Genomic DNA, 21,936 nt, shown 5'->3' on the forward strand with positions numbered 1-21,936 from the left:
TTTTAATGAGTGGCAGTATTTTTATTTTAAAGTTTCAATTGATTAAACGGACGCTTATTTTTAAATCAACTTAAAGTTGCAATCAATTAAGCCGCCGTTTTAAAAATGGTATACCTCAATAACATCTCTACACCTATTAACATCAATGCTAGTAAAACTAGGTCGCGGTATTTTTCTTCTACATTGTAGAATTCAAATTGTTCGATTTCGGTTTTTTCTAGCTTATCAATTTCTGCATAGATTTCTTTCAACTTTTTATTATTTGTTGCTCTGAAATATTTACCTCCAGTATCTGCGGCAATTTGCTTCATTAACTCTTCATCGATTTCTACTGGCGCCATCTTAAATTGAAATCTGCCGTTAGGTAATTGTGCATATGGTGATGGCGCATTACCGTTAGTTCCTATTCCTATGGTGTATACTTTAATGTCAAATTCAACTGCTAGTTCACTTGCTATTTTAGGATCTAAAAAACCGCTATTGTTAACACCATCGGTCATTAAAATAATCACCTTACTTAGCGCCTCACTTTCTTTAAGTCTATTCACTGCAGTAGCTAGACCCATTCCTATTGCTGTACCATTTTCTAGAACACCGTCAAATTTAATATCCTTAATCGCCTTAAGTGATATGGTTTTATCTGTAGTAATAGGTGTTTTAGTGTAGCTCTCTCCTGCATATACGACTACACCTATACGGTCACTAGGCCTACCATTAATAAAATCTGCAGCGACTGCTTTTGTTGCTTCTAGTCTATCTGGTTTTAAATCTTGTGCCAGCATACTTGCACTTACATCTACCGCAAGAACTATATCGATTCCATTTGTAGTTTTAGTCTTTGTGGTAACGTCTGTAGTTTGTGGTCTTGCTAGCGCCACAATAATTAAGGCTAATGCAAGTAAACGCAATAAAAACAATACAGGTCTTAATTTACCTAATAGAGATCCACCTGGTTGAAAACCTTTAATAGTAGACACCTTAACCTGTGCATTTTGCCTTCTAAAAGTCCAGATGTAAAAACCTATCGCTAGCGGTAAAAGCAGCAACAACCAAAACATCTCTGGTGAGGCAAATTTGATATTTGTAAACCAGTCCATTATTCCTTTTCTTTCTTTTTACCATCGTCAAAGGATGGGAACGTAATTGAACTTCTAACTCTTTCTCTCAATATTCTACCGTACTCACGATCGCGATTCTCCTCATCATCTTTTAAGTTACTAATGATAATTTGATCTATACCTATTTTATTTGCCATCATAAGAATCTCATATTGATAATCCTTATCATCTAGTTTATAAGTACCATCTAAAGAAACTCCTTTTACACCATTTATTTCTACCTCATCTTCTAGCATAAGAATATCTGTAGCCCCTAGTCCATCAAGAACTTTGGTCATGTTATCTCGTACTACGGCAGGTGGCAACTGGTCATCTTCTTTAAAACCGTCTCCTTTTAATGTGAAAGTGATAACACCTACGTAAAAGTCATCAGATATATCACCTGTTGCAAACTGGTCTATGGATGTAGACATCAATTTAAATTGATCTCCTAATGAAGTCGTGTCCTGACGTACTAAAATATCTGGCGAGTTTAATTGAACAGGCGGCATACCGTAGTCACTAGTTAACCAGGTTTGCTCTATAAGATCGCGTTGTGCGTTACCGAACACTTTATCTTTTACATTATCAAAACCTATGACATAGCTCCAAATTCCCATGGCAATAGCAAGTGCAACGATTCCTATACCGACACCTATCAATATATTGCGAGTACGTTTTTTTATTTCTTGTTTACGCCTATAACGCGCATCTTGCATCAGCTCTTCTTCAGTAGGCGGTGGCAGTACTTGATGGATATTATTGATAATTTCCATGGTGCGCTGTCTATCTTCTTTAGCACTTATTGCGTCACCACTAGCGGTTGCAAATTTTACCAAATCGGCTTTTTGAAGAATTTCTTCTAATCGAGATTGCGTTTTATCTGTAATATGCATGCCTTTTTCTGACATGGCAATTTTCAATTCTTTTATTAGCTGTCCTGTTGTACTTTCTAGTGTATGACCATAAACCTTAGAGTCTATATACCTTCTTATAATATAGGTAAGCTCTGTATAATATTCTTTCCACTGGCGGTTATCTAAGTAAGAGCCTTCGTCTAGTAATTTTAAACGATACTTAGTCCACTCATAAGGTTGTAACGTCTCTTCATAGGTTTTTTCTTCTCGTTTTCGCGTAAGCAAAACAACAGCAATAATAACTGGTATTAAAAGTAACAACCACCACATCCATCCATAAGATGCTGTAGATTTATCTTCTATATCTACATAACCCTTGATAGGGAACATACCTTGTTTAGTAGTATCTACTTCTACCTCACGCACACTTATAAGTATAGAGTCTGATTTTAAACGACGGTCATTTTTAAGAATTTCTAATCTAGGCACCCAGTAATCACCAGAATCAAATTGTGTTACACCATACTGTTTAAAGAGTCTAATTTTATCTGCTATTCTTAGACTGTCTACAGGATAACTTTGTAACACCTCTAGTGCGCCCATGGTTTGCTGCTCTGGAAAGATGATCAAATCTCCCAGATCTGCATCGACACTTATGCCCAGTTTTACTTCTTCACCTATTTTAATAAGGTCCCGATCTACAGTTGTAGACACCTCAGTTTTATCCTGAGTCTGGGCTGTAGTTATGGCAACGCATAATAAAAATAATATGTATACTAGTTTTTTAATCATCGTGCTTTGAAGTATCCTAATAATTTCTTTGTGTAATTCTCTCTAGTTTCTAGATCTATAGCGCCTGCGTCAGATCTAGTAAATGCTTCTTTAAAATAGGCAGCACTCTCTTTATGATAAGCTGCATATTTATTACGTACAGATTTAGAACTGGTATTAATCAATTGTGATTGCCCTGTTTCTTGATCTTTAAACTGGACTAGACCCATTTTAGGCATGACCGTCTCACGCTCATCATAAACTCTAATTCCTGTGACGTCGTGTTTGCGACCTGCTATTTGTAATGTCTTTTTATAATCGGTGCTCATAAAATCTGACATCACAAAAACGATTGCTTTTTTCTTAAGCACACCAGCTAGAAACTTTAAAGCTCCTGCTATATCTGTAGCCTTACCTTTAGGTTGAAATTCTAGCAATTCTCGTATAATTCTAAGAATATGAAATTTCCCTTTCTTAGGCGGAATGAACAATTCTACCTGATCAGAAAATAGAAGCAAACCTACCTTATCATTATTCTGCATCGCACTAAAAGCAAGTGTTGCACACAATTCTGTAATGATCTCTTTTTTGATTTGCTCTTGTGTACCGAAAAGTGTCGACCCACTTATGTCTGCAACCAGCATGAGGGTAAGCTCGCGCTCTTCTTCAAATACCTTTATATATGGCTCACTATAACGAGCAGTTACATTCCAGTCTATATTACGTACGTCATCACCGAACTGGTACTGTCGCACCTCACTAAAAGTCATTCCACGACCTTTAAAAGCACTATGATACTCGCCACCAAATACTGCGTCGCTTAAACGACGAGTCTTGATCTCGATTTTACGTACTTTTTTAAGAAGCTCTTGTGTATTCATACAGCGTGTACTCTATATAAGTTAATTGAAATTGATTTTTTATCAGCATCAATAGATTATGAACGACTCTATTTTTTCAAGAATCAACACCTATTGATTTTATTTCAATAGAACTATGGTACCTCTATCGTATTCACGATCTTGTTTACTATATCTTCAGTTGTGTAGTTCTCAGCTTCGGCCTCATAAGTAATACCTATTCTGTGACGCAATACGTCTAGTACTACTGCACGCACATCTTCTGGCACAACATAACCACGTCGCTTAATAAATGCATAACATTTTGCAGCTTTGGCAAGGTTAATAGATCCACGAGGTGATGCTCCAAATGAGATCAACGGCTTCAAGTCTGCCAGATTATATTTTTCTGGATAACGAGTCGCAAATATGATATCTAGAATATACTTCTCGATCTTCTCGTCCATATATACGATTTCTACCGCATCTTGAGCGCGTAAAATTTGCTCTACAGACACTACAGCGTTAGGCTCTGTAAAGTCTTTTTTTAGATTTGCTCGCATGATGTATTGCTCGTCTGCAATAGTTGGGTAATCTATTACCGTTTTTAACATAAAACGGTCCATTTGCGCTTCTGGTAATGGATAAGTACCTTCTTGATCTACTGGGTTTTGAGTTGCCATTACTAAGAACGGTTTCTGTAATTTAAAAGTCTCATCACCTATAGTAACCTGCTTCTCTTGCATGGCTTCTAGTAGAGCACTTTGCACCTTTGCTGGCGCACGGTTTATCTCATCTGCGAGGACAAAGTTTGCAAAAATAGGTCCTTTCTTGATGTTGAATTCACCATCCTTCATGTTATAGATTAATGTCCCCACAACATCTGCCGGTAATAAATCTGGTGTAAACTGTATTCTTGAAAAAGATCCACTTACCGCCTTAGAAAGAGTCGTAATAGCAAGTGTCTTTGCTAGTCCAGGTACACCTTCTAATAGAATGTGCCCGCGACCTAAGAGACCTATAAGCAATCGTTCTATCATGTATTGTTGACCTACAATTACCTTGTTCATTTCATTAACAAGTAATTCTACGAACTGGCTTTCTTGTGCTACCTTTTCATTGATACTCGCAATATCTACCTGCGTGCTTTGTTGATCCATAATAGTATTTTCTTTAATCTTATTAATTGCAAAAATGTCCAAACATTAAATTTTGAACTGTTTAAAAGCTGTTAAAATTAGCCCTACCTCTGTGACTACCAAATTTAAAGAAGGTCTAATTGATAAACTTCACAGAAGTATACTTTTATGTTATCGATTGTTAACGTTACCGCTTTCGCGAAAGCGAGGTTAAAATAAACATCTTGCTAACACCTTTTCCCTACTTTTGTACAAAGAACCTGATATGAAAACTGCTTTAATTACTGGCGCAACTAGTGGAATAGGACTGGCAACCGCACAAACTCTAGCCGATAACAATTATGCCCTTGTACTTTGTGGACGTAACGAAGAAAAGCTGGCCGAATTAAAAGAAGAGCTTTCTGAACTCGTTCCTGTGGAGACTTTATGCTTTGATGTACGTGATAAAGAAAAAGTAGAAGAACAAATTAACAGTCTTACAGAATTCCCTTTTAATGAGATCAATATCCTAATAAATAATGCAGGTAACGCTCATGGACTGGACCCTATAGATAAAGGTAACCTAGAAGATTGGGACGCTATGATGGATATAAATGTAAAAGGATTGCTTTATGTAAGTCATGCGATTATACCTAAAATGAGAGAACGTAAAAACGGACATATCATCAACATAGGTTCTACCGCTGGTAAAGAAGTGTACCCAAATGGGAACGTGTATTGTGGCTCTAAGCACGCTGTAGATGCTATCACTACAGGTATGCGACTGGATTTAAACCCATATAACATAAGAGTAGGTGCTGTAAATCCAGGACTGGTACAGACTAACTTCAGTGAGGTGCGATTTAAAGGAGATACAGAACGAGCAGACAAAGTGTATCAAGGTTACATGGCTTTACAACCACAAGATGTTGCAGAGGTTATTCTATTTGCCGTAACGCGACCACCGCATGTTAACATTGCAGACTTAACCGTGATGTGTACCGCACAGGCAAGTAGCGTAGTGTTGAAGAAAGACTAGAAACACCTTTCTTATCAAAGCTTTTAAAAGAAGATAAAATAAACAAATCATGAAAAAATTAATCCTCTTACTGAGCATTATACTTCTTGCGTCATGCACACAAGAAGTAGAACCTACTATCGAAAACATGAATTCTATTTTTGAAAGCAAAGATTTTACTATCGAGTATCATCTGACAGATGCAAGGGTAGAATCCATGAGTTTTATTGAAGACATTTTAGTTTACAAAGCAAATGATAGTGTTGTAAGAAAAACGATCTCCTTTGATGATGCATTACTGATCAACCAACTTATCCAAGAAAAATTTAAACAACACGACAGTAACAATAAGGAAACCCCTTCTATAATTGTATTAAATACGGCAAAGAAGGTAACTTTGAAAATTCCTAACTATGAGGTGGACTACCTCAATTTAATTAACAAATTAGACCTATAAATATGTTCCCATTAAGAAGAAACAGAAGATTAAGAACTAGCCCAGCAGTAAGATCTTTAGTACAACAAACGTTGATCTCACCTAATGATTTTATAGTACCATTATTTGTAGTAGAAGGAAATGGCATCAAGGAAGAAATAGCCTCTATGCCGGACTATTACCGATACAGTCTAGATCTTTTAAAGAAAGAAGTACAATTATTATGGGACATGGGATTAAAAAGCGTCTTACTCTTTGTTAAAGTACCAGACCATTTAAAAGACAACAAAGGGACCGAGGCTATTAATAAAGATGGACTGATGCAACGAGCTATTAAAACCGTTAAGGATGTTGCACCAGGAATGTATGTAATGACAGATGTGGCTCTCGATCCTTTTTCTAGTTTTGGTCATGATGGAATAGTAGAGAATAACAAAATTCTTAATGACGCTACTTGCGAGGTACTTGCACAAATGAGTATTTCTCATGCACAAGCTGGTGCAGACATGCTCGCACCTAGCGACATGATGGACGGACGTATTCTTTACATAAGAGAAGCACTGGAAGAAGAAGGGTTTACAGATACTGGAATTATGAGTTATTCTGCAAAGTATGCTAGTGCTTTTTACGGTCCCTTTAGAGATGCACTGGATAGCGCACCAGGTTTTGGAGATAAAAAAACCTATCAAATGGATCCTGCAAATCGTAATGAAGCCATAAAAGAAACTTTAATGGATATCGATGAAGGAGCAGATATCGTTATGGTAAAACCTGGACTATGCTACCTAGACATAGTTAGAGATATTAAAAACGAAGTAGATGTTCCTGTAAGCGTGTATCAAGTAAGTGGAGAATATTCCATGCTTAAAGCTGCTGCAGAAAAAGGATGGTTAAATCATGATGCCGTAATGATGGAACAAACTATCGCTATTAAAAGAGCTGGAGCAGATTTAATAGCTAGTTATTTTGCAAAAGATGTAGTGAAGTTGATTTCTTAAATAAGAACAAATTTTATCCCCTAAAGCTAGAATTAATTCTACCCTTAGGGGATTTTCTTTAAAACCATCAATTATCATTAGTTTTAGAACTTTTAAAAACCAATGCCCAAAGATTCTTACACCGTAGAAGAAGCGACTCGTTCCATAGAGCGATACTGTGCCTATCAAGAGCGCTGTCATAAAGATGTGGAGGATAAATTAAAAAGCATGGGTGTTATTCAACTAGCAATAGATGAAATCATACCCCACTTGATCCATCACAAATTCTTGAATGAAACACGTTATGCCGAGGCTTTTGCGAGGGGAAAATTCCGTATTAAAAGTTGGGGAAGAGTACGTATAGTGCGCGAACTTAAAATGAAAGGCCTTAATGAACGTACTATAAAGATAGGACTCAAAGAGATATCTGATGTCGATTATGAGATTGCTTTGGATACGCTTTCGCGAAAGCGATTACAACAAATAACTACGGAAAGTGATAAATATAAAAAGCGTAAAAAACTTGCCGATTACCTGCTCTATAGAGGCTGGGAAAGCCACCTAGTTTATGCAAAAGCTGTAGAGCTTATTCCTTGATATTTAGATTTTCGTGGGTTCTAATTATCGCTTTTTCATTTTTATAATCTATCCACTCCTGTCCTTTACGTTTGCGCATAAAGTTATCATAATGACGCATAAACAGTAAATTATAAAGCGCTTTACTTAAATTTTTAATCTTTCTAGGATAAGAACGCAAACTTATAGAAAACCCTGGCGTTAGGTAATGCATGTAATGCCAGTATCCCTCGGGCATGTACAACATCTCTCCATGATTAAGCTCACATACAAAACCTTGTGCCTGTTTTAAAGCTGGCCATTTTTCAAAATCTGGATTTGAGAAATCTATATCTTCTCTAGCAATTAAAGAATGTGGCACTCTATATAAATAAGGCGACTGATCTGGAGGAAAAATCACACATCTCTTTTTACCATGGAAATGGAAGTGAAGGATGTTAGTGAAGTCTATATCAAAATGCATAAAAACCTTAGAGTCCGTACCACCGAAGAACATCATCGGTAAACCCTTGATCAATCGCATTCCTAATTTAGGGAATTTAAAATCTGTTTGAAGTACTGGTACCTCACTCATAATATTATAGAGGAAGATTCTGAAATTAGTAGGTTTCTTTTTAAGAAGATCTACATATTCAGACATCTTCATCTCTGCGTGTGCTTGATTAAAACCCTCGTCATGTTTTACAGGACGGTCATCATAAAGAGGCACGGTTTTATCTCCAGCAACTTGCTTTATATATTCTAGATTCCATTTTTTATAAGCGGGCCAGTCTTGAGTTAATTTTTCAATAACTACAGGGCGCTGTGGCTTGAGATAATTTTTTATAAAATCATCTTTACTTATCGTGGAAACACGCGGTATTTGTTTAAGGTTGAGTTGCATAAATAGCGTACAAACTTAAGTAATGAAACAAAGAAAGTCTACGTAGTTAACTATGCTTTAACGGCTTTACCAGCTTGTTTAGCCTCCTCATTACGCTCGATCTTATGACCTGGACGAGACCATTTAGGCTTTTCACCTTGATCCTTATATTCAGAATATTGAGCTTCTACCGTTTCTGGTTGTGCCTTTTTTACAAATGGTTTCATAGGCTCTAGTCCTAATAATTCAAACATTTTCATGTCTTCATTCACATCTGGATTAGGTGTGGTAAGTAATTTATCACCTGCAAATATAGAATTAGCTCCTGCAAAGAAACACATCGCCTGTCCTTCTCTAGACATGTCTGTTCTACCAGCACTTAGTCTTACCTGTGTTTGTGGCATTACTATACGCGTAGTAGCAACCATACGTATCATTTCCCAAATAGAAACAGGTTGTTGCTCCTCAAGTGGTGTACCTTCTACAGCAACAAGTGCGTTGATAGGTGTACTTTCTGGTTGTGGACTTAAACTAGCTAGTGCAACTAACATACCTGCACGATCTTCTATATTTTCTCCCATACCTATAATACCACCACTACATACGGTAACGTTAGTTTTACGTACGTTATCTATAGTATCTAATCTATCTTGGTAACCACGAGTAGAAATTACTTCTTTATAATACTCTTCAGAACTGTCTAGGTTGTGATTATAAGCATATAATCCAGCCTCTGCTAGACGGTGTGCCTGATTTTCAGTGATCATACCTAGAGTACAACACACTTCCATATCTAATTTATTAATAGTACGTACCATTTCTAACACTTGGTCAAATTCTGGCCCGTCTTTTACATTTCTCCATGCTGCTCCCATACATACACGAGAACTACCACTAGATTTTGCTCTTAAAGCCTGTGCTTTTACTTGTTGCACAGACATTAAATCATTTCCTTCTACGTCGGTATGATAACGAGCTGCCTGTGGACAGTACCCACAATCTTCTGGACAACCGCCAGTTTTAATAGAAAGAAGTGTAGAAACTTGTACCTGATTAGGGTTATGAAATTCTCTATGAATAGTCGCCGCATCATATAACAAATTCATAATCGGTCTGTTATAAACTTCTAATATTTCTTCTTTAGTCCAGTCGTGTCTCATAATCGTATTCTACGTTAAAAAGGTAAAAATAAGGTTTCCTTAAGTAATAGCTACAATGAATTAATGTTAAAGAAAAGCACTTATTATTATCAAATTATTAGTTTTTAATTCTAGTATTATTTTTCTATCAGTAAACTTACTGCATTACCACCAAAGCCAGTCGCGTTGATTAAAATACGTTTAGGTATTCTAACATCTCCACGCGGATTCACAAATGAATCTTCTAAAAATGGAACAGTAAACATACTCTGTGATTGCAACATTTCTATTCCCATAGCTAGATTAAGCGCACTACTTGCACCTAGCGCATGACCTAATTGCCATTTATTATTACATAAACGCGGATATTGATCTCCAAAAATGCTCTTAATCGCAGTAAACTCTGCTCTATCTCCTTTTATTGTTCCAGGTGCATGAGTGATAATTGCATCTACATCTTCTAGATTCATATGCTGTGTTGCCTGCCTCATTGATTCTTGAAGACAGTCTCCACTAGCGGTTACAGATGTTGCACTAGCTAGTTTTTCTATAGCGCTACCATAACCTGTTATTGTTGCAACACTGTTATTATCTTCTTTAGAAAGTAAAAACACAGCAGCAGCTTCTCCTAGAATCATGGAGTTTTGTGTCTTATCTAGATCCAGTGCTTTACATGGATACTGATCGGTATCTCGTGAATATATGCGTAAAGCCTGCATTTGACTCACTGTAAATGGTGTTAAAGGCGCTTCACTACCACCAGCTATAAAGCTAGTCGCCATACCACTTTCTAACCATGCAATAGCATTAAGTATCGCATGGGATGCCGTTGCACAGGTAATACTATGTGAAAAAGCAGTTCCTTTAAGACCCAGATCTTGTGCTACCCAACTCGATATATTACCTAGTGTAGTTAATGGAGATGTTGCCGTTGGTACGGTTCCGCTTTCGCGAAAGCGAGAATAAAACTCTTCCCATAAACCAGTTGCACCACGACTAGAACCTATATTAATGCCCGTTTGTGATGGAACATTTTTCAAAGATCTAGCGGATAATAACGCCAGTTGCACACTACGGTCCAAGGATTTATACGATTCATTTTCTTTTAAAAATGCATTTAACTGAGTTTCTTTTCCGCTAGAAATAGGACCTACCCAAGCACTGTCTTTTTTATTAAAAAAACTAGTTTCTTGTTGATCTTTAAAAGAGTCTACCGCAGCTACCATGGCTGCATCGTTAATATATATAGGGTTTTTCACAAGCTTATTTACGACTGCAAAAATCGTGAAAAGAACTTAGATTAAAAATCTATTAATAAGTTCTTTTATACCGTTTCAACACAGATTGTTAGACCCTTAGATTAACTAATCTGATCTAAAAACTCTTCTAATAATTGATAAATAAAGTCCAATTCTGCTGACGTGGTAGTAAATGGTGGCACAATGTAAACTGTTTTACCTAATGGCCTTAAAAACAAACCACGTTTCCAAAACCACTGAAACATCTCGTTACGTTTATTTCCATAACGTTCCATTTCTATGGCAAGGTCTATAGCAAGTATTACACCTCTAGTTCTAACTGCGGCAACATTATGGTGTGATTCAATTTTTGTTTTAAACTCTAAGTTAGATGCTTCTATATTTTTTACACCTCTTTGAATACCCTCAGAGATTAATAAATCGATAGCAGCTGCAGCAACTGCACAACCTAGTGGATTACCAGAATAGGTATGTCCATGGAATAATCCTTTGGCAAGATTATCATCATAAAAGGCATCGTACACCTTTTGTGTACAAGAAGTAATTGCCATAGGCATGATACCACCGGTGAGCGCCTTTGATAAACAAATAACATCTGGTTTTGCCTCTATTTGATCACTAGCAAAATAAGTCCCTGTTTTACCAAAACCTGTCATCACCTCGTCTGCCACGGCGATAACTCCATGTTGTTGAAATTTTCTAATCACTTGGGACAGCGCAGCAGCATCATTAAGTTGCATGGCTGCAGCTCCTTGAACTAGCGGCTCATAAATAAAACTAGAAATCTCGTGTTTTTCTAAAAGAGAGTGTACTAATTCTAAAACTTGAGGAAGATTCTCATTTGTTGGAGCAGGAATACGCACCACATCTATAAAAAAGTCTTCAAATGGCCCATTATAGACTGATAAACCACTAGCACTCATGGCACCAAAGGTATCTCCATGAAAACCATTTTCTAAGGCAACTACCATATTTCGTTTCTCACCTTTATTGAAGTGATACTGAAAAGCCATTTTAAGACCTATCTCTACACTAGTAGAACCATTCTCAGAAAAGAACAGTTTTTGCTGGTTATCTGGCAAGATACCGATCAGTTTCTCACCCAATGTAGCAACAGGCTCATGAGTCATACCAGCAAAAACCACATGATGCAATTGATCTACTTGTTTCTTAATTGCGCCAGTAAGAACAGGATTTGTATGCCCATAACTACAGGTGTACCAGCTAGAAATACCGTCAAAGTATTTTTTACCATCAAAATCATACAGATAATTACCCTTTGCATGTGCAATCGCAAGAGGCTCACTAGCCGTTTTATGTTGCGTTAGTGGATGCCAAATGAAATCGGCATCATTTTTTATGATATCCTTTTTGATCATAATGCTTTTAAAGCTTTTTGAAATTTTAAAGCGTACTTCTCCACTACAGACGCGTTTATTTCTTCTTCTTTAGATATATGACCTAGAGTATTAAGTCCCGTCATTTTTTCAATAACCTCAATTGTACCATCAAGATCTACATGATTGTATATAACGCCTACACAATTGAGTCCTTTTGATTTTAAAAGCGCCGCGCTTAACAACGTATGATTGATACTACCCAAATATCCAGAACTAACTAAAATGACTTTATCCTCTGGCATTATAAGATCCACAATAGTATCCTTATCATTTAAAGGAACTAATAGACCGCCCGCACCTTCTATAACCAGAGTATTTTCAGTATCAGGACGTATTACTTTATCTAGATCGATAGTAACACCATCTATTTGAGCCGCCTTGTGCGGGCTCATAGGTGTCACTAATCTATAAGCTTCTGGATGTATAGTAGTTATTGTATTTGATAATAAAGTAGAGATAGTCGCTTTATCAGTTTCTTCTAGACCACTTTGAATCGGTTTCCAATAATCTGCCTTAAGTGATTCTGTAACTATAGCCGCAACAACTGTTTTTCCAACATCTGTACCTATACCGGTAATAAATATTTTACTCATTCACGTCAAATTTTGTATAACAACTCTTACACTGATAATTGTAAGAATTAGAAAAAGGAAAGATGTTTAAAACAACCGCTTTCATTTTATCTGCAAAGGTAGGTGCCGTTTCAATATCTCGTATTTCTCTAGCGTCTGTTTTTCCACAATTGGGACATTTTATATATTCTACACGATATTTTAATAAATCAGGATTAGATTGTTCTAAAATACCCATCGCTTTTATAAAATCCTCTTTATACACCAGCATTTTAACACCACCTATAGCGTTAGTAGCAAATGGATCTGTTGCAACGGTAAACTCATCTTTTAAGAAAACCTCTACCTGCTCACTCTCTAGCTTACCTTTTACTACAACAGCCTCTGCTGGATAAGCAAATACGGCTATGGTTTTAAATTTACTCATAAGTTTTTCAGAGTTTTGGCAAGTAATTGTAGCATGCCACTCATTTCATTTTCTGTATTAAAATTATGAATACATATACGCAGTCGTTCTTCACCCTTATTAACCGTAGGTGACAGTATCGCCCTAACATCATATCCATTCTCTTGGAGCGTAAATGCGGCTTTTTTTACCACCTCGTTATTAGGTATGATACAAGTTTGAATGGCGGTCTCGCTTTCGCGAAAGCGTAATCTCAATCCAGCTTGCAACACAAGTTTATTAAACAACTCAATGTTACTAGTTAATCGAGAGATGACATCTTCACTACGACTCAAAGTAAGGTACCCATTTAAAATACACTGCAATGAATGCTCTGGCAATGCTGTGGTATAAATAAAACTGCGAGCATAATTAATCAAATACTCTTTAAGGTCTTCACTACCTAAAACAGCTGCCCCATGACATCCCAAACCTTTACCAAAGGTCATAACGCGTGCAAAAACATCATTCTCTAGATCCAGATGTTGTGCAAGTCCGGCGCCATTTTTTCCTATAACACCTAGTGCGTGCGCCTCGTCTAATATTAAATGTGCGTTGTCAAACCTGCTAACTAAATCTATCAATTTCTTAAGATCTGGCATGTCGCCATCCATAGAGAACACAGATTCTGTGATCACATACACCTGTCGACCCTCGGCCTCACTAAATTTTGATAGCAAAATTTCTAGATGTCTTAAATCATTATGACGGTATTTAAGAGATTTAGCTTGAGACAACTGTATCCCATCCCTTATACTTGCATGAACGAGTTGATCAAAAAGTATCAAATCTGCTCGATCTGTAAGTGCAGGTATGAGACCTATGTTTGCATCATAACCTGAATTAAATAGCAGAGCAGCTGGTGCATTATGAAATTGTGCAATTTGATCTTCTATCTGGTTATGTAAATCGCTATGTCCAGAAATAAGTCTACTGCCAGTAGCGCCATTAGATTGCGCTTTATGTGACACATGTATCTTAGAAAAACCTAGATAATCATTTGAAGAGAAATCTATAAGATGATCGTTTACAGTAAGTTTACGCAAACTCCCTGAGAAGTAACGCATACCTAAAAGAGTCTGTAGTTTTTCTGGAAGCATGATGCAAAAATAAGTGTTTTAGTATTCGGTTATTTGTTGTTCTCAAAAAATACAAGTTACCATTACATCAAAATAAAAACAATTTCTTGTTAAAAAAGCAAAACAGGTAGGTGATGAGCTAGGCACAGCCGATAGACCAAGCAAAAGGGCTTTATGGTTGTGAAAACAAATCAAAGATCAAACTTCACCTTAATACATTTCAATAAATTAAACATCACATATTAAGCTATTTAACAAATTTTATTATCATTTTTCGATAATTTATTATTGTTAATCAATAATAATATGATAAGTTTGTTATTGAAAAACAATAATTATTATGAAATTAGCAAAAACTCTCAAAATCGTGTTATACAGCTTAACCGGTTTTTTCATACTAAGCTTTATTGCAAGCCCCATATCTGCATACATTGCATATGGTGGCATTCAGTCATCTGAATTTAAAACAAGTTTATTATTCACTGTGATAAATGGAGTGTCTGGCGTATTAATATGCTATCACGGCGCCACCGTTCTCAAATCATTTGAGTCAATATCTTTTGAAAACATGAGTAATTCTCTCCAACAAATAGGCTACACCCTACTATCAGCATGTCTTCTTCACAATATTATAAATTACTTTACGACCCCTGTAAAAGACGCGGCATATTGGATTCCGACTTTAGGAAACAGTATCATCATTATGATTCTCGGTTTTTTTCTACTAGCCATTTCTCAAATCATCCAAAAAGCAGAGTATTATAAAACTCAAAACGACCTAACCATATAACTCATGCCTATAACCATCAATCTAGACGTCGTACTGGCACAAAAAGGCATGAAAAGCAATGAACTCGCTGAGAAAGTAGGTATTACTACAGCTAACTTATCAATACTCAAAACTGGTAAGGCAAAGGCGGTACGTTTTTCTACCCTGGAAGCTATTTGTGAAGCACTAGAATGTCAGCCTGGAGATATACTAGAATACAGAAAATAACTCTAAAAGAACTATTCACCTGGCCAACCAATTGTATTTTCTCTTAAAGCTAAATCTCTACAAATTAAAATCTATTGATAAACAGATAAAAGGTTTTAAACGATAGTGTTATATTAGCATATCTTAAAACCTAACAATGATGAAAAAAGTTCTTTTTATTCTCGCTCTAATCCTAGCAGGAACAGTAAGCGCTCAAGATTTAACTAGAGACATGACAATTGCCCTTAAAAACGACAGTCCTACTGACCTTAAAGTTTTTATAACCGACTCTAATAAAGATAATTGTTTCCAAGCTGGTACTAGACAATCGACTTTACTACAACTAGCCGTACAAATGAATAGCGGTGACGTTATTTCTTATTTATTAGACGATGCTAAAGTAAACGTAAACCAAACATGTGGAGACAACACTCCATTAATGTGGGCAGCAAAAATGGGACGCGATAATACTGTATCTCTTCTATTAGAAGCTGGAGCTGATAAATCTGTTAAAGTAGATGGTAAGTCTGCATTAGATCTTGCAATGGCAAATGGTAATGAAGCTACCATTAAATTATTAAAGTAATTTATTATAACAACATACCTCGTTCTTAGTATCGAGGGAATTTATATAAAACCTGCAAAGCCTACTTTGCAGGTTTTTTGTTGCATTAAAATTACCGTCGGTTTCTAAAAACACAATCAGCAACAGTTTGAAAATTGATAGAAGTAATCTAGAGCCATTAAACTGATTAAACCTAAGAACATTCTAGTAAAACACACAAGAAGCTCCTTAAAGAAGCAATAGAAAGAATCTTAAGAAATCAAATGTCCTATATAAAAAAAGCCTCGATCCATAGATCGAGGCTTTAATATATTATGATAAGAACGTTATTAGTCTGCTAGGACTATCGCTTTATTATCTTTCATTTCTAGAACCCCACCAGTTATAGCAAAGTTAGTAGTACCATCTTCTTTAGTAAAAAGAGCAGCGTTAGCTTTATCTAACACTACATTACCAAATATCTTTACAGCACCTTTAGATAATAACGACACTACTGGCGCGTGATTATCTAACATCTGGAACTGTCCATTTATACCAGGTACAGACACAGATTCTACTTCACCTTTAAAAAGTGTTAATTCTGGTGTAACTATTTCTAAAATCATATTTGTATAATTTTATATCACAGTATCCAGTCGTCTTAATCAGATCAAGACGACTGTAACTGTATACTTATATTATGCTTCAGAAAGCATTTTTTCTCCTGCCTCGATAGCCTCTTCGATAGTACCTTTAAGGTTGAATGCACTTTCTGGAAGGTGATCTAACTCTCCATCCATAATCATATTAAATCCTTTGATAGTATCTTTAATATCAACTAACACACCTTTAAGACCAGTAAACTGCTCTGCAACATGGAAAGGTTGAGATAAGAAACGTTGTACACGACGTGCACGGTTTACAGCCATTTTATCTTCTTCAGATAATTCTTCCATACCTAGAATGGCGATGATATCCTGAAGCTCTTTATAACGCTGTAATAATTCTTTTACACGAGTAGCACAATCATAGTGCTCATCACCTAAGATATCTGCTGCAAGAATACGAGATGTAGAATCTAGAGGATCTACCGCTGGGTAGATACCTAATTCTGCAATCTTACGAGACAATACAGTAGTTGCGTCAAGGTGAGCAAACGTTGTTGCCGGTGCTGGATCCGTTAAATCATCTGCAGGTACGTAAACCGCTTGTACAGATGTAATAGATCCTTTTTTAGTAGAAGTAATTCTTTCCTGCATCGCACCCATTTCTGTTGCTAGTGTAGGTTGATATCCTACTGCAGATGGCATACGACCTAATAGTGCCGACACTTCAGAACCTGCTTGTGTGAAACGGAAAATGTTATCAACGAAGAAAAGAACGTCTTTTCCTTGTCCATCACCAGCTCCATCACGGAAATATTCTGCAATCGTAAGACCAGAAAGCGCTACACGAGCACGTGCTCCTGGTGGCTCATTCATTTGTCCAAATACGAAAGTTGCTTTAGATTCTCTCATTCCGGCTTTATCAACCTTCTGTAGATCCCAACCACCTTCTTCCATAGAATGCATGAAGTCGTCACCGTACTTGATAATCCCTGATTCTAACATCTCACGTAGAAGGTCATTCCCTTCACGAGTACGCTCACCAACTCCAGCAAATACTGAAAGTCCACCGTGACCTTTTGCAATGTTATTAATCAATTCTTGAATCAATACTGTTTTACCAACTCCTGCTCCACCGAAAAGTCCAATTTTACCACCTTTTGCATAAGGTTCAATAAGGTCGATTACTTTGATACCCGTATAAAGCACCTCAGTAGAAGTAGAAAGATCTTCAAATGCTGGTGCATCTCTGTGAATAGAAAGTCCATCTTTTCCAGTTTTAGGAAGATCTCCTAAACCGTCAATGGCATCACCGATTACATTAAATAGACGACCGTAAACGTCATCACCTACTGGCATTTTAATAGGATTACCAGTTGCTTTAACCGCTGTACCACGACTAAGACCATCTGTAGAATCCATAGATATTGTTCTTACTGTGCTCTCACCTATGTGAGATTGTACTTCTAGTACCAGTAAAGAACCGTCCTCTTTTGCGATTTCTAGTGAATCATAAATTTTAGGAAGTGCGCCTTCTGCACTGTCGAATGTTACATCTACCACCGGTCCGATGATTTGTGAAACGCTACCTGTAATTTGAGACATTTATATAATGTTTTAAAACTTAAAAAGATACAACTTTTAACAGCTGTTTTTCGTCGCGCAAAGATACTGCTTTCATCTCTATAAAAATAAGGTGTTTTTTAATTTTTTTAGGACTCTTTAATATTAACCGTTTAAAGAGGGACTTATCAACCCACATATCTGTAAATAAGACCAATAGGAATAAGCCGTGTTCCGCTTTCGCGAAAGCGGGAATAAAAAAAGCCATTCCTTAAAGAAATGGCTTTTCAACTTTTTAAATATAATCAACTTACTCTACAGTAACACTTTTTGCAAGGTTACGAGGTTGGTCTACGTTTTTATCTAACAAAACAGCTATGTGATAAGAAAGCAATTGTAACGGAATAGTAGTTAATAAAGGTGTCATAAACTCAATAGTCTCTGGCACTTCTATTACATGGTCAGCAAGATTTTTCACATCTACATCCCCTTTAGTAACAATACCTATAATCTTACCGCTACGCGCCTTGATCTCTTGAATATTACTAACTACTTTTTCATAGTGACCTTTTTTAGTCGCAATCACGACAACAGGCATTTGATCATCAATAAGAGCGATAGGACCATGTTTCATCTCTGCAGCTGGATAACCTTCTGCATGGATATAACTTATTTCTTTAAGTTTTAAAGCTCCTTCTAGCGCTACAGGGAAATTAAATCCTCGACCTAAATAAAGACAGTTTTTTGACTCCTTATATATAGCAGCAATTTTTTCTACAAGATCGTTAGTTGTTAACGCCTCAGCAACTTTCTCAGGAATAGTCTCTAACTCTTTAAGATAGGTATGGAAATCACTAGTAGAAATTTTACCTTTTTTCTTAGCTAATTGAAGCGCTATCAATGTAAGCACAGTTATTTGCGTAGTAAATGCCTTTGTAGAAGCTACACCTATTTCTGGACCTGCATGAGTATAAGCTCCTGCATGACTCTCGCGAGAAATAGAACTACCTACAACGTTACATACACCAAAAACAAACGCTCCACTTTCTTTTGCCAGCTTAATAGCCGCCATAGTATCTGCTGTTTCTCCTGATTGAGATATAGCAATTAGAACATCGTCTTTATCAATTACTGGATTTCGATATCTAAATTCAGAAGCATACTCTACCTCAACTGGTACTCGAGCTAACTCCTCAAAAACATACTCAGCCACGAGACCTGCATGCCATGAAGTACCACAGGCAACGACTAAGATACGTTTTGCGTTAATAAATTTATCTATATGATCATCTATACCAGCCATTTTAATAAGACCCTGATCGGCTAGCATACGACCTCTAAAAGTATCTCGTATTGCATCCGGTTGCTCATAAATCTCCTTAAGCATAAAGTGATCGTAACCACCTTTTTCAATTTGCTCAAGATTCATTTGTAACTCTTGTATATAAGGATCTACTAAAGAATCATTTTTGATTTTTCTTATTTTCATGTCCTTGTGCGTGCGCACAATAGCCATCTCTCCATCTTCTAAGTAAATAGCATTTTTAGTAAATTCTAAAAACGGACTTGCATCACTAGCAATAAAATACTCATTATCACCAACACCTATAGCAAGTGGAGACCCTAAACGGGCTACAACTATCTCATTAGGTTTTTTGCGATCAAAGACTGCAATAGCATAAGCACCAATAGTCTGATTCAGTGCGATTTGAACAGCTTTCCCTAACTTTACTTTTTCCTTCTTTTGCACATCTTCAATAAGGTTAACTAAAACCTCTGTATCCGTATCTGACTGAAAAGTATAACCTCTATTTTTTAACTCTTGTTTTAAAGGCTCATAATTTTCAATAATACCGTTGTGTATGATAACTAAATCACCATTATTAGAAAAATGAGGATGTGAATTCACATCGTTAGGCACTCCATGAGTTGCCCATCTCGTATGACCTATAGCGATAGTACCATCAGTAGAAATTTCTGCTTCAAGTTTTTTTTCTAAGTCTGCTACTTTGCCTTTTGTCTTAGAAAACTTTAATTCTTTACCGTCATAAATAGCAATTCCTGCGCTATCATAACCTCTATACTCAAGTCTTTTTAAACCATTTAATACTATAGGGTATGCCTTACGGTGCCCTATGTAACCTACGATTCCACACATATTTGTTTTTTTTAGTTGGTTGTTTCTGAATAATACACCTTTAAGACAGGCCTTTTATCCACCTCAGGGGAAAGGTTTCCATAAATAACTGTTCCTTCATGAGAAATAGCTGCACTAAGAGGGATCGCTTCTAGATCTGGATTATTGACAGGAGCATCTGAAACACCTGTATTCCCTAAAAGCGAAACATTTTGACTAGTAACAATAGCCAATCTATTATTCTCAACATTACCTTGAATAATATTATTTAAATGCTGAGTAATTCTAAGCTTATAAAACGTCCCGTCGGAATCTAAATCATCTGCAACAACTCTTTCTAATCTACCTAAGTGATTTGTATTAGCATCTACACCAGTTAAAGTAGATGTTCCAAAAACAAAATCAGCAAGCACCGTATTATCATCATAATCGTATATTAAAATACGCTCAGGTTCTGATTCTCCACCTTCAACAATAGATTGATTTACATAAAACTCAATAGAAGCTTCATTTATAAGCCAATCGTTTGCTATAATACTAGAAAGCGCAGGTGCTTCACCATCTATATCATTAGTAGCCTGACCGAATAATTCTACAACTGCTAAAGAACCAGATCCTCCTTTTAAATATAAATTCTCAGCACCATTAACCGGATCGTTTGAAGCAGCTATACCTGCATCAATAGCAGATGAGAAATCATGGTTAATCAATACCGCCTTATTACCATTAAAATTAATTATATAATCTGACTCCACTCTTATAAATTCCGTAACATTTCCATCGCCATCACTATCGTTCTCATCGATAAGACTAGTATCTGACTCTACCACATAAGTAATTGAAGCAGAATTCAGATCTAAATGAATCATATTTCCTCCACCATTAGCTCCTTCTACCTTAAAATAAAGGCCTCTAAAATAATTTTGGAAATTACTAGCAGAAGACAATTCTGTCCTGGCATCAATAATAGAACCATCCGTATCTAATTGAAACAATAATTCTTTCCATTGATCAATAGTTAAACCTACCCTAAGTCTAGGAGCCAACCGTTCTACAACCTCACTTAACCCCTCATCATCAACCTCAGTTACCAGTTCTTCAGCAGAAGAAGGCAGATAAGCCGTATTACTATAAATCAACTCTCCTTTATTCAAGTCAATAGTCTGCTCTAGGTCTGAATAATAGACAGCCCCTTGAGTAACATCTTCACTATTAAAGCTACTCAAAAAGTACCCATTTCTATAAATCTTTAAATCAACAGCCTGGTTCCCATAAATAGAATCTAGCTCATAAGTAGTTACCTCATCTTCAATAGATATTGCTGTTGAATAATAAGGAATATCTAAATAAACGTTTTGCAAAACAGCATTACCACTAAAATCAACATTAGGATTTGATAAATTAACCTGGCTTACTATACCGTAATTAGTAACACCGTAAACCGGATCATTATAAGTACCAAAAGGAAAAGAAGTGAAATTATTAGTTTGCACAGGATTAACTGGCACACTGTATGTCTTCACATCAAATACAGCCTCTTGAATCACATCAGAGGCATCTTCTCCTAAAAAGTTTGCTCCCAAAGGAGTTAAATCATTATCACAGGACACCACTCCTAACATAGCCACGACAGCAATCGCAGCACTACATAACATTTTTTTCATTT

Annotated in this window: 22 protein-coding genes; 7 read left to right on the forward strand and 15 right to left on the reverse strand. The window is 36.4% G+C overall.

The genetic code is table 11. The features are described 5' to 3' along the window. Positions 1–86 precede the first annotated feature (86 nt). From LY01_RS01350 to LY01_RS01365, 4 genes are all read right to left on the reverse strand, one after another. The gene (locus LY01_RS01350) at positions 87–1,097 is read right to left on the reverse strand and encodes a vWA domain-containing protein (protein WP_170034461.1); all 1,011 of its coding nucleotides are present in this window, start codon (positions 1,095–1,097) and stop codon (positions 87–89) included. Next, positions 1,097–2,746, reverse strand: coding sequence for a hypothetical protein (locus LY01_RS01355; protein ID WP_104514016.1), 1,650 nt, complete (start codon positions 2,744–2,746; stop codon positions 1,097–1,099). Before LY01_RS01355 ends, LY01_RS01350 begins: the two co-directional genes overlap by 1 nt. Beyond that, positions 2,743–3,606, reverse strand: coding sequence for a DUF58 domain-containing protein (locus LY01_RS01360; protein ID WP_104514017.1), 864 nt, complete (start codon positions 3,604–3,606; stop codon positions 2,743–2,745). Before LY01_RS01360 ends, LY01_RS01355 begins: the two co-directional genes overlap by 4 nt. 113 nt (positions 3,607–3,719) lie before the next feature. Further along, positions 3,720–4,724, reverse strand: coding sequence for an AAA family ATPase (locus LY01_RS01365; protein WP_104514706.1), 1,005 nt, complete (start codon positions 4,722–4,724; stop codon positions 3,720–3,722). Positions 4,725–4,968: 244 nt separating this feature from the next. On the opposite strand from LY01_RS01365, the gene LY01_RS01370 reads away from it, so the two are divergent. From LY01_RS01370 to LY01_RS01385, 4 genes are all read left to right on the forward strand, one after another. Further along, positions 4,969–5,721, forward strand: a complete 753-nt coding sequence (locus LY01_RS01370; RefSeq protein WP_104514018.1) for an SDR family NAD(P)-dependent oxidoreductase — start codon at positions 4,969–4,971, stop codon at positions 5,719–5,721. A gap of 49 nt (positions 5,722–5,770) precedes the next feature. Next, the gene (locus tag LY01_RS01375; protein ID WP_104514019.1) at positions 5,771–6,157 is read left to right on the forward strand and encodes a hypothetical protein; all 387 of its coding nucleotides are present in this window, start codon (positions 5,771–5,773) and stop codon (positions 6,155–6,157) included. Positions 6,158–6,159: 2 nt separating this feature from the next. Beyond that, entirely contained in the window at positions 6,160–7,134 is a 975-nt protein-coding gene (hemB, locus tag LY01_RS01380; RefSeq protein WP_104514020.1) for a porphobilinogen synthase, read from the forward strand. Positions 7,135–7,236: 102 nt separating this feature from the next. Further along, complete coding sequence (locus LY01_RS01385) at positions 7,237–7,710, forward strand: regulatory protein RecX (protein WP_104514021.1); 474 nt, start codon at positions 7,237–7,239, stop codon at positions 7,708–7,710. Here the strand turns inward: LY01_RS01385 and LY01_RS01390 are convergent. The 7 genes from LY01_RS01390 to LY01_RS01420 all read right to left on the reverse strand — a co-directional run bounded on the left by LY01_RS01390 (position 7,700) and on the right by LY01_RS01420 (position 14,466). Next, a complete protein-coding gene (locus LY01_RS01390; RefSeq protein WP_104514022.1) occupies positions 7,700–8,572 on the reverse strand; it encodes a cupin-like domain-containing protein in 873 nt (290 codons plus the stop codon). The genes LY01_RS01385 and LY01_RS01390 overlap by 11 nt on opposite strands. Positions 8,573–8,622: 50 nt before the next feature. Next, positions 8,623–9,711 carry a biotin synthase BioB gene (bioB, locus tag LY01_RS01395; RefSeq protein WP_104514023.1) on the reverse strand — a complete coding sequence of 363 codons (1,089 nt, stop codon included), beginning with the start codon at positions 9,709–9,711 and terminating at the stop codon, positions 8,623–8,625. Positions 9,712–9,827: 116 nt separating this feature from the next. Further along, on the reverse strand, positions 9,828–10,949 hold the full coding sequence (locus LY01_RS01400) for a beta-ketoacyl synthase N-terminal-like domain-containing protein (RefSeq protein WP_104514024.1): 1,122 nt from the start codon (positions 10,947–10,949) through the stop codon (positions 9,828–9,830). A gap of 101 nt (positions 10,950–11,050) precedes the next feature. Beyond that, a complete protein-coding gene (bioA, locus tag LY01_RS01405; protein ID WP_104514025.1) occupies positions 11,051–12,328 on the reverse strand; it encodes an adenosylmethionine--8-amino-7-oxononanoate transaminase in 1,278 nt (425 codons plus the stop codon). Then, the gene (gene bioD / locus LY01_RS01410; RefSeq protein WP_104514026.1) at positions 12,325–12,942 is read right to left on the reverse strand and encodes a dethiobiotin synthase; all 618 of its coding nucleotides are present in this window, start codon (positions 12,940–12,942) and stop codon (positions 12,325–12,327) included. The genes bioA and bioD overlap by 4 nt, the downstream gene beginning before the upstream one ends. Beyond that, positions 12,935–13,348 carry a putative signal transducing protein gene (locus LY01_RS01415; RefSeq protein WP_104514027.1) on the reverse strand — a complete coding sequence of 138 codons (414 nt, stop codon included), beginning with the start codon at positions 13,346–13,348 and terminating at the stop codon, positions 12,935–12,937. The genes bioD and LY01_RS01415 overlap by 8 nt, the downstream gene beginning before the upstream one ends. After that, a complete protein-coding gene (locus LY01_RS01420) occupies positions 13,345–14,466 on the reverse strand; it encodes an aminotransferase class I/II-fold pyridoxal phosphate-dependent enzyme (RefSeq protein WP_104514028.1) in 1,122 nt (373 codons plus the stop codon). The genes LY01_RS01415 and LY01_RS01420 overlap by 4 nt, the downstream gene beginning before the upstream one ends. Before the next feature lie 547 nt (positions 14,467–15,013). On the opposite strand from LY01_RS01420, the gene LY01_RS15060 reads away from it, so the two are divergent. The 3 genes from LY01_RS15060 (at position 15,014) to LY01_RS01435 (ending at position 16,007) form a co-directional block, all read left to right on the forward strand. After that, positions 15,014–15,235, forward strand: a complete 222-nt coding sequence (locus LY01_RS15060; protein ID WP_170034463.1) for a DUF2975 domain-containing protein — start codon at positions 15,014–15,016, stop codon at positions 15,233–15,235. 3 nt (positions 15,236–15,238) lie between these two features. Then, positions 15,239–15,442, forward strand: coding sequence for a helix-turn-helix domain-containing protein (locus tag LY01_RS01430; RefSeq protein WP_104514030.1), 204 nt, complete (start codon positions 15,239–15,241; stop codon positions 15,440–15,442). 139 nt (positions 15,443–15,581) lie between these two features. Beyond that, positions 15,582–16,007 carry an ankyrin repeat domain-containing protein gene (locus LY01_RS01435; protein WP_170034464.1) on the forward strand — a complete coding sequence of 142 codons (426 nt, stop codon included), beginning with the start codon at positions 15,582–15,584 and terminating at the stop codon, positions 16,005–16,007. Between the two features lie 308 nt (positions 16,008–16,315). Here the strand turns inward: LY01_RS01435 and LY01_RS01440 are convergent, their stop codons facing one another. From LY01_RS01440 to LY01_RS01460, 4 genes are all read right to left on the reverse strand, one after another. Next, positions 16,316–16,591 (reverse strand): F0F1 ATP synthase subunit epsilon, encoded by a 276-nt coding sequence (locus LY01_RS01440; protein ID WP_104514032.1) that lies wholly within the window; start codon positions 16,589–16,591, stop codon positions 16,316–16,318. 72 nt (positions 16,592–16,663) lie between these two features. After that, positions 16,664–18,175: a F0F1 ATP synthase subunit beta gene (gene atpD, locus LY01_RS01445; RefSeq protein WP_104514033.1), complete on the reverse strand. Its 1,512-nt coding sequence runs from the start codon at positions 18,173–18,175 to the stop codon at positions 16,664–16,666. A 268-nt stretch (positions 18,176–18,443) separates the two neighbouring features. Continuing rightward, on the reverse strand, positions 18,444–20,291 hold the full coding sequence (glmS, locus tag LY01_RS01455; RefSeq protein WP_104514035.1) for a glutamine--fructose-6-phosphate transaminase (isomerizing): 1,848 nt from the start codon (positions 20,289–20,291) through the stop codon (positions 18,444–18,446). A gap of 11 nt (positions 20,292–20,302) precedes the next feature. Continuing rightward, the gene (locus tag LY01_RS01460) at positions 20,303–21,934 is read right to left on the reverse strand and encodes a DUF4270 domain-containing protein (protein WP_104514036.1); all 1,632 of its coding nucleotides are present in this window, start codon (positions 21,932–21,934) and stop codon (positions 20,303–20,305) included. Positions 21,935–21,936: the final 2 nt, after the last annotated feature.

It is taken from the genome of Nonlabens xylanidelens (assembly GCF_002934445.1).
Classification (GTDB): domain Bacteria; phylum Bacteroidota; class Bacteroidia; order Flavobacteriales; family Flavobacteriaceae; genus Nonlabens; species Nonlabens xylanidelens.

Bases quoted from the DNA above. Each gene is read 5' to 3' on its own strand.
- LY01_RS01350 (WP_170034461.1), bottom strand. From the start codon at position 1,097: ATGGACTGGTTTACAAATATCAAATTTGCCTCACCAGAGATGTTTTGG.
- LY01_RS01355 (WP_104514016.1), bottom strand. From the start codon at position 2,746: ATGATTAAAAAACTAGTATACATATTATTTTTATTATGCGTTGCCATA.
- LY01_RS01360 (WP_104514017.1), bottom strand. From the start codon at position 3,606: ATGAATACACAAGAGCTTCTTAAAAAAGTACGTAAAATCGAGATCAAG.
- LY01_RS01365 (WP_104514706.1), bottom strand. From the start codon at position 4,724: ATGGATCAACAAAGCACGCAGGTAGATATTGCGAGTATCAATGAAAAG.
- LY01_RS01370 (WP_104514018.1), top strand. From the start codon at position 4,969: ATGAAAACTGCTTTAATTACTGGCGCAACTAGTGGAATAGGACTGGCA.
- LY01_RS01375 (WP_104514019.1), top strand. From the start codon at position 5,771: ATGAAAAAATTAATCCTCTTACTGAGCATTATACTTCTTGCGTCATGC.
- hemB (WP_104514020.1), top strand. From the start codon at position 6,160: ATGTTCCCATTAAGAAGAAACAGAAGATTAAGAACTAGCCCAGCAGTA.
- LY01_RS01385 (WP_104514021.1), top strand. From the start codon at position 7,237: ATGCCCAAAGATTCTTACACCGTAGAAGAAGCGACTCGTTCCATAGAG.
- LY01_RS01390 (WP_104514022.1), bottom strand. From the start codon at position 8,572: ATGCAACTCAACCTTAAACAAATACCGCGTGTTTCCACGATAAGTAAA.
- bioB (WP_104514023.1), bottom strand. From the start codon at position 9,711: ATGAGACACGACTGGACTAAAGAAGAAATATTAGAAGTTTATAACAGA.
- bioA (WP_104514025.1), bottom strand. From the start codon at position 12,328: ATGATCAAAAAGGATATCATAAAAAATGATGCCGATTTCATTTGGCAT.
- bioD (WP_104514026.1), bottom strand. From the start codon at position 12,942: ATGAGTAAAATATTTATTACCGGTATAGGTACAGATGTTGGAAAAACA.
- LY01_RS01415 (WP_104514027.1), bottom strand. From the start codon at position 13,348: ATGAGTAAATTTAAAACCATAGCCGTATTTGCTTATCCAGCAGAGGCT.
- LY01_RS01420 (WP_104514028.1), bottom strand. From the start codon at position 14,466: ATGCTTCCAGAAAAACTACAGACTCTTTTAGGTATGCGTTACTTCTCA.
- LY01_RS15060 (WP_170034463.1), top strand. From the start codon at position 15,014: ATGAGTAATTCTCTCCAACAAATAGGCTACACCCTACTATCAGCATGT.
- LY01_RS01430 (WP_104514030.1), top strand. From the start codon at position 15,239: ATGCCTATAACCATCAATCTAGACGTCGTACTGGCACAAAAAGGCATG.
- LY01_RS01435 (WP_170034464.1), top strand. From the start codon at position 15,582: ATGAAAAAAGTTCTTTTTATTCTCGCTCTAATCCTAGCAGGAACAGTA.
- LY01_RS01440 (WP_104514032.1), bottom strand. From the start codon at position 16,591: ATGATTTTAGAAATAGTTACACCAGAATTAACACTTTTTAAAGGTGAA.
- atpD (WP_104514033.1), bottom strand. From the start codon at position 18,175: ATGTCTCAAATTACAGGTAGCGTTTCACAAATCATCGGACCGGTGGTA.
- glmS (WP_104514035.1), bottom strand. From the start codon at position 20,291: ATGTGTGGAATCGTAGGTTACATAGGGCACCGTAAGGCATACCCTATA.
- LY01_RS01460 (WP_104514036.1), bottom strand. From the start codon at position 21,934: ATGAAAAAAATGTTATGTAGTGCTGCGATTGCTGTCGTGGCTATGTTA.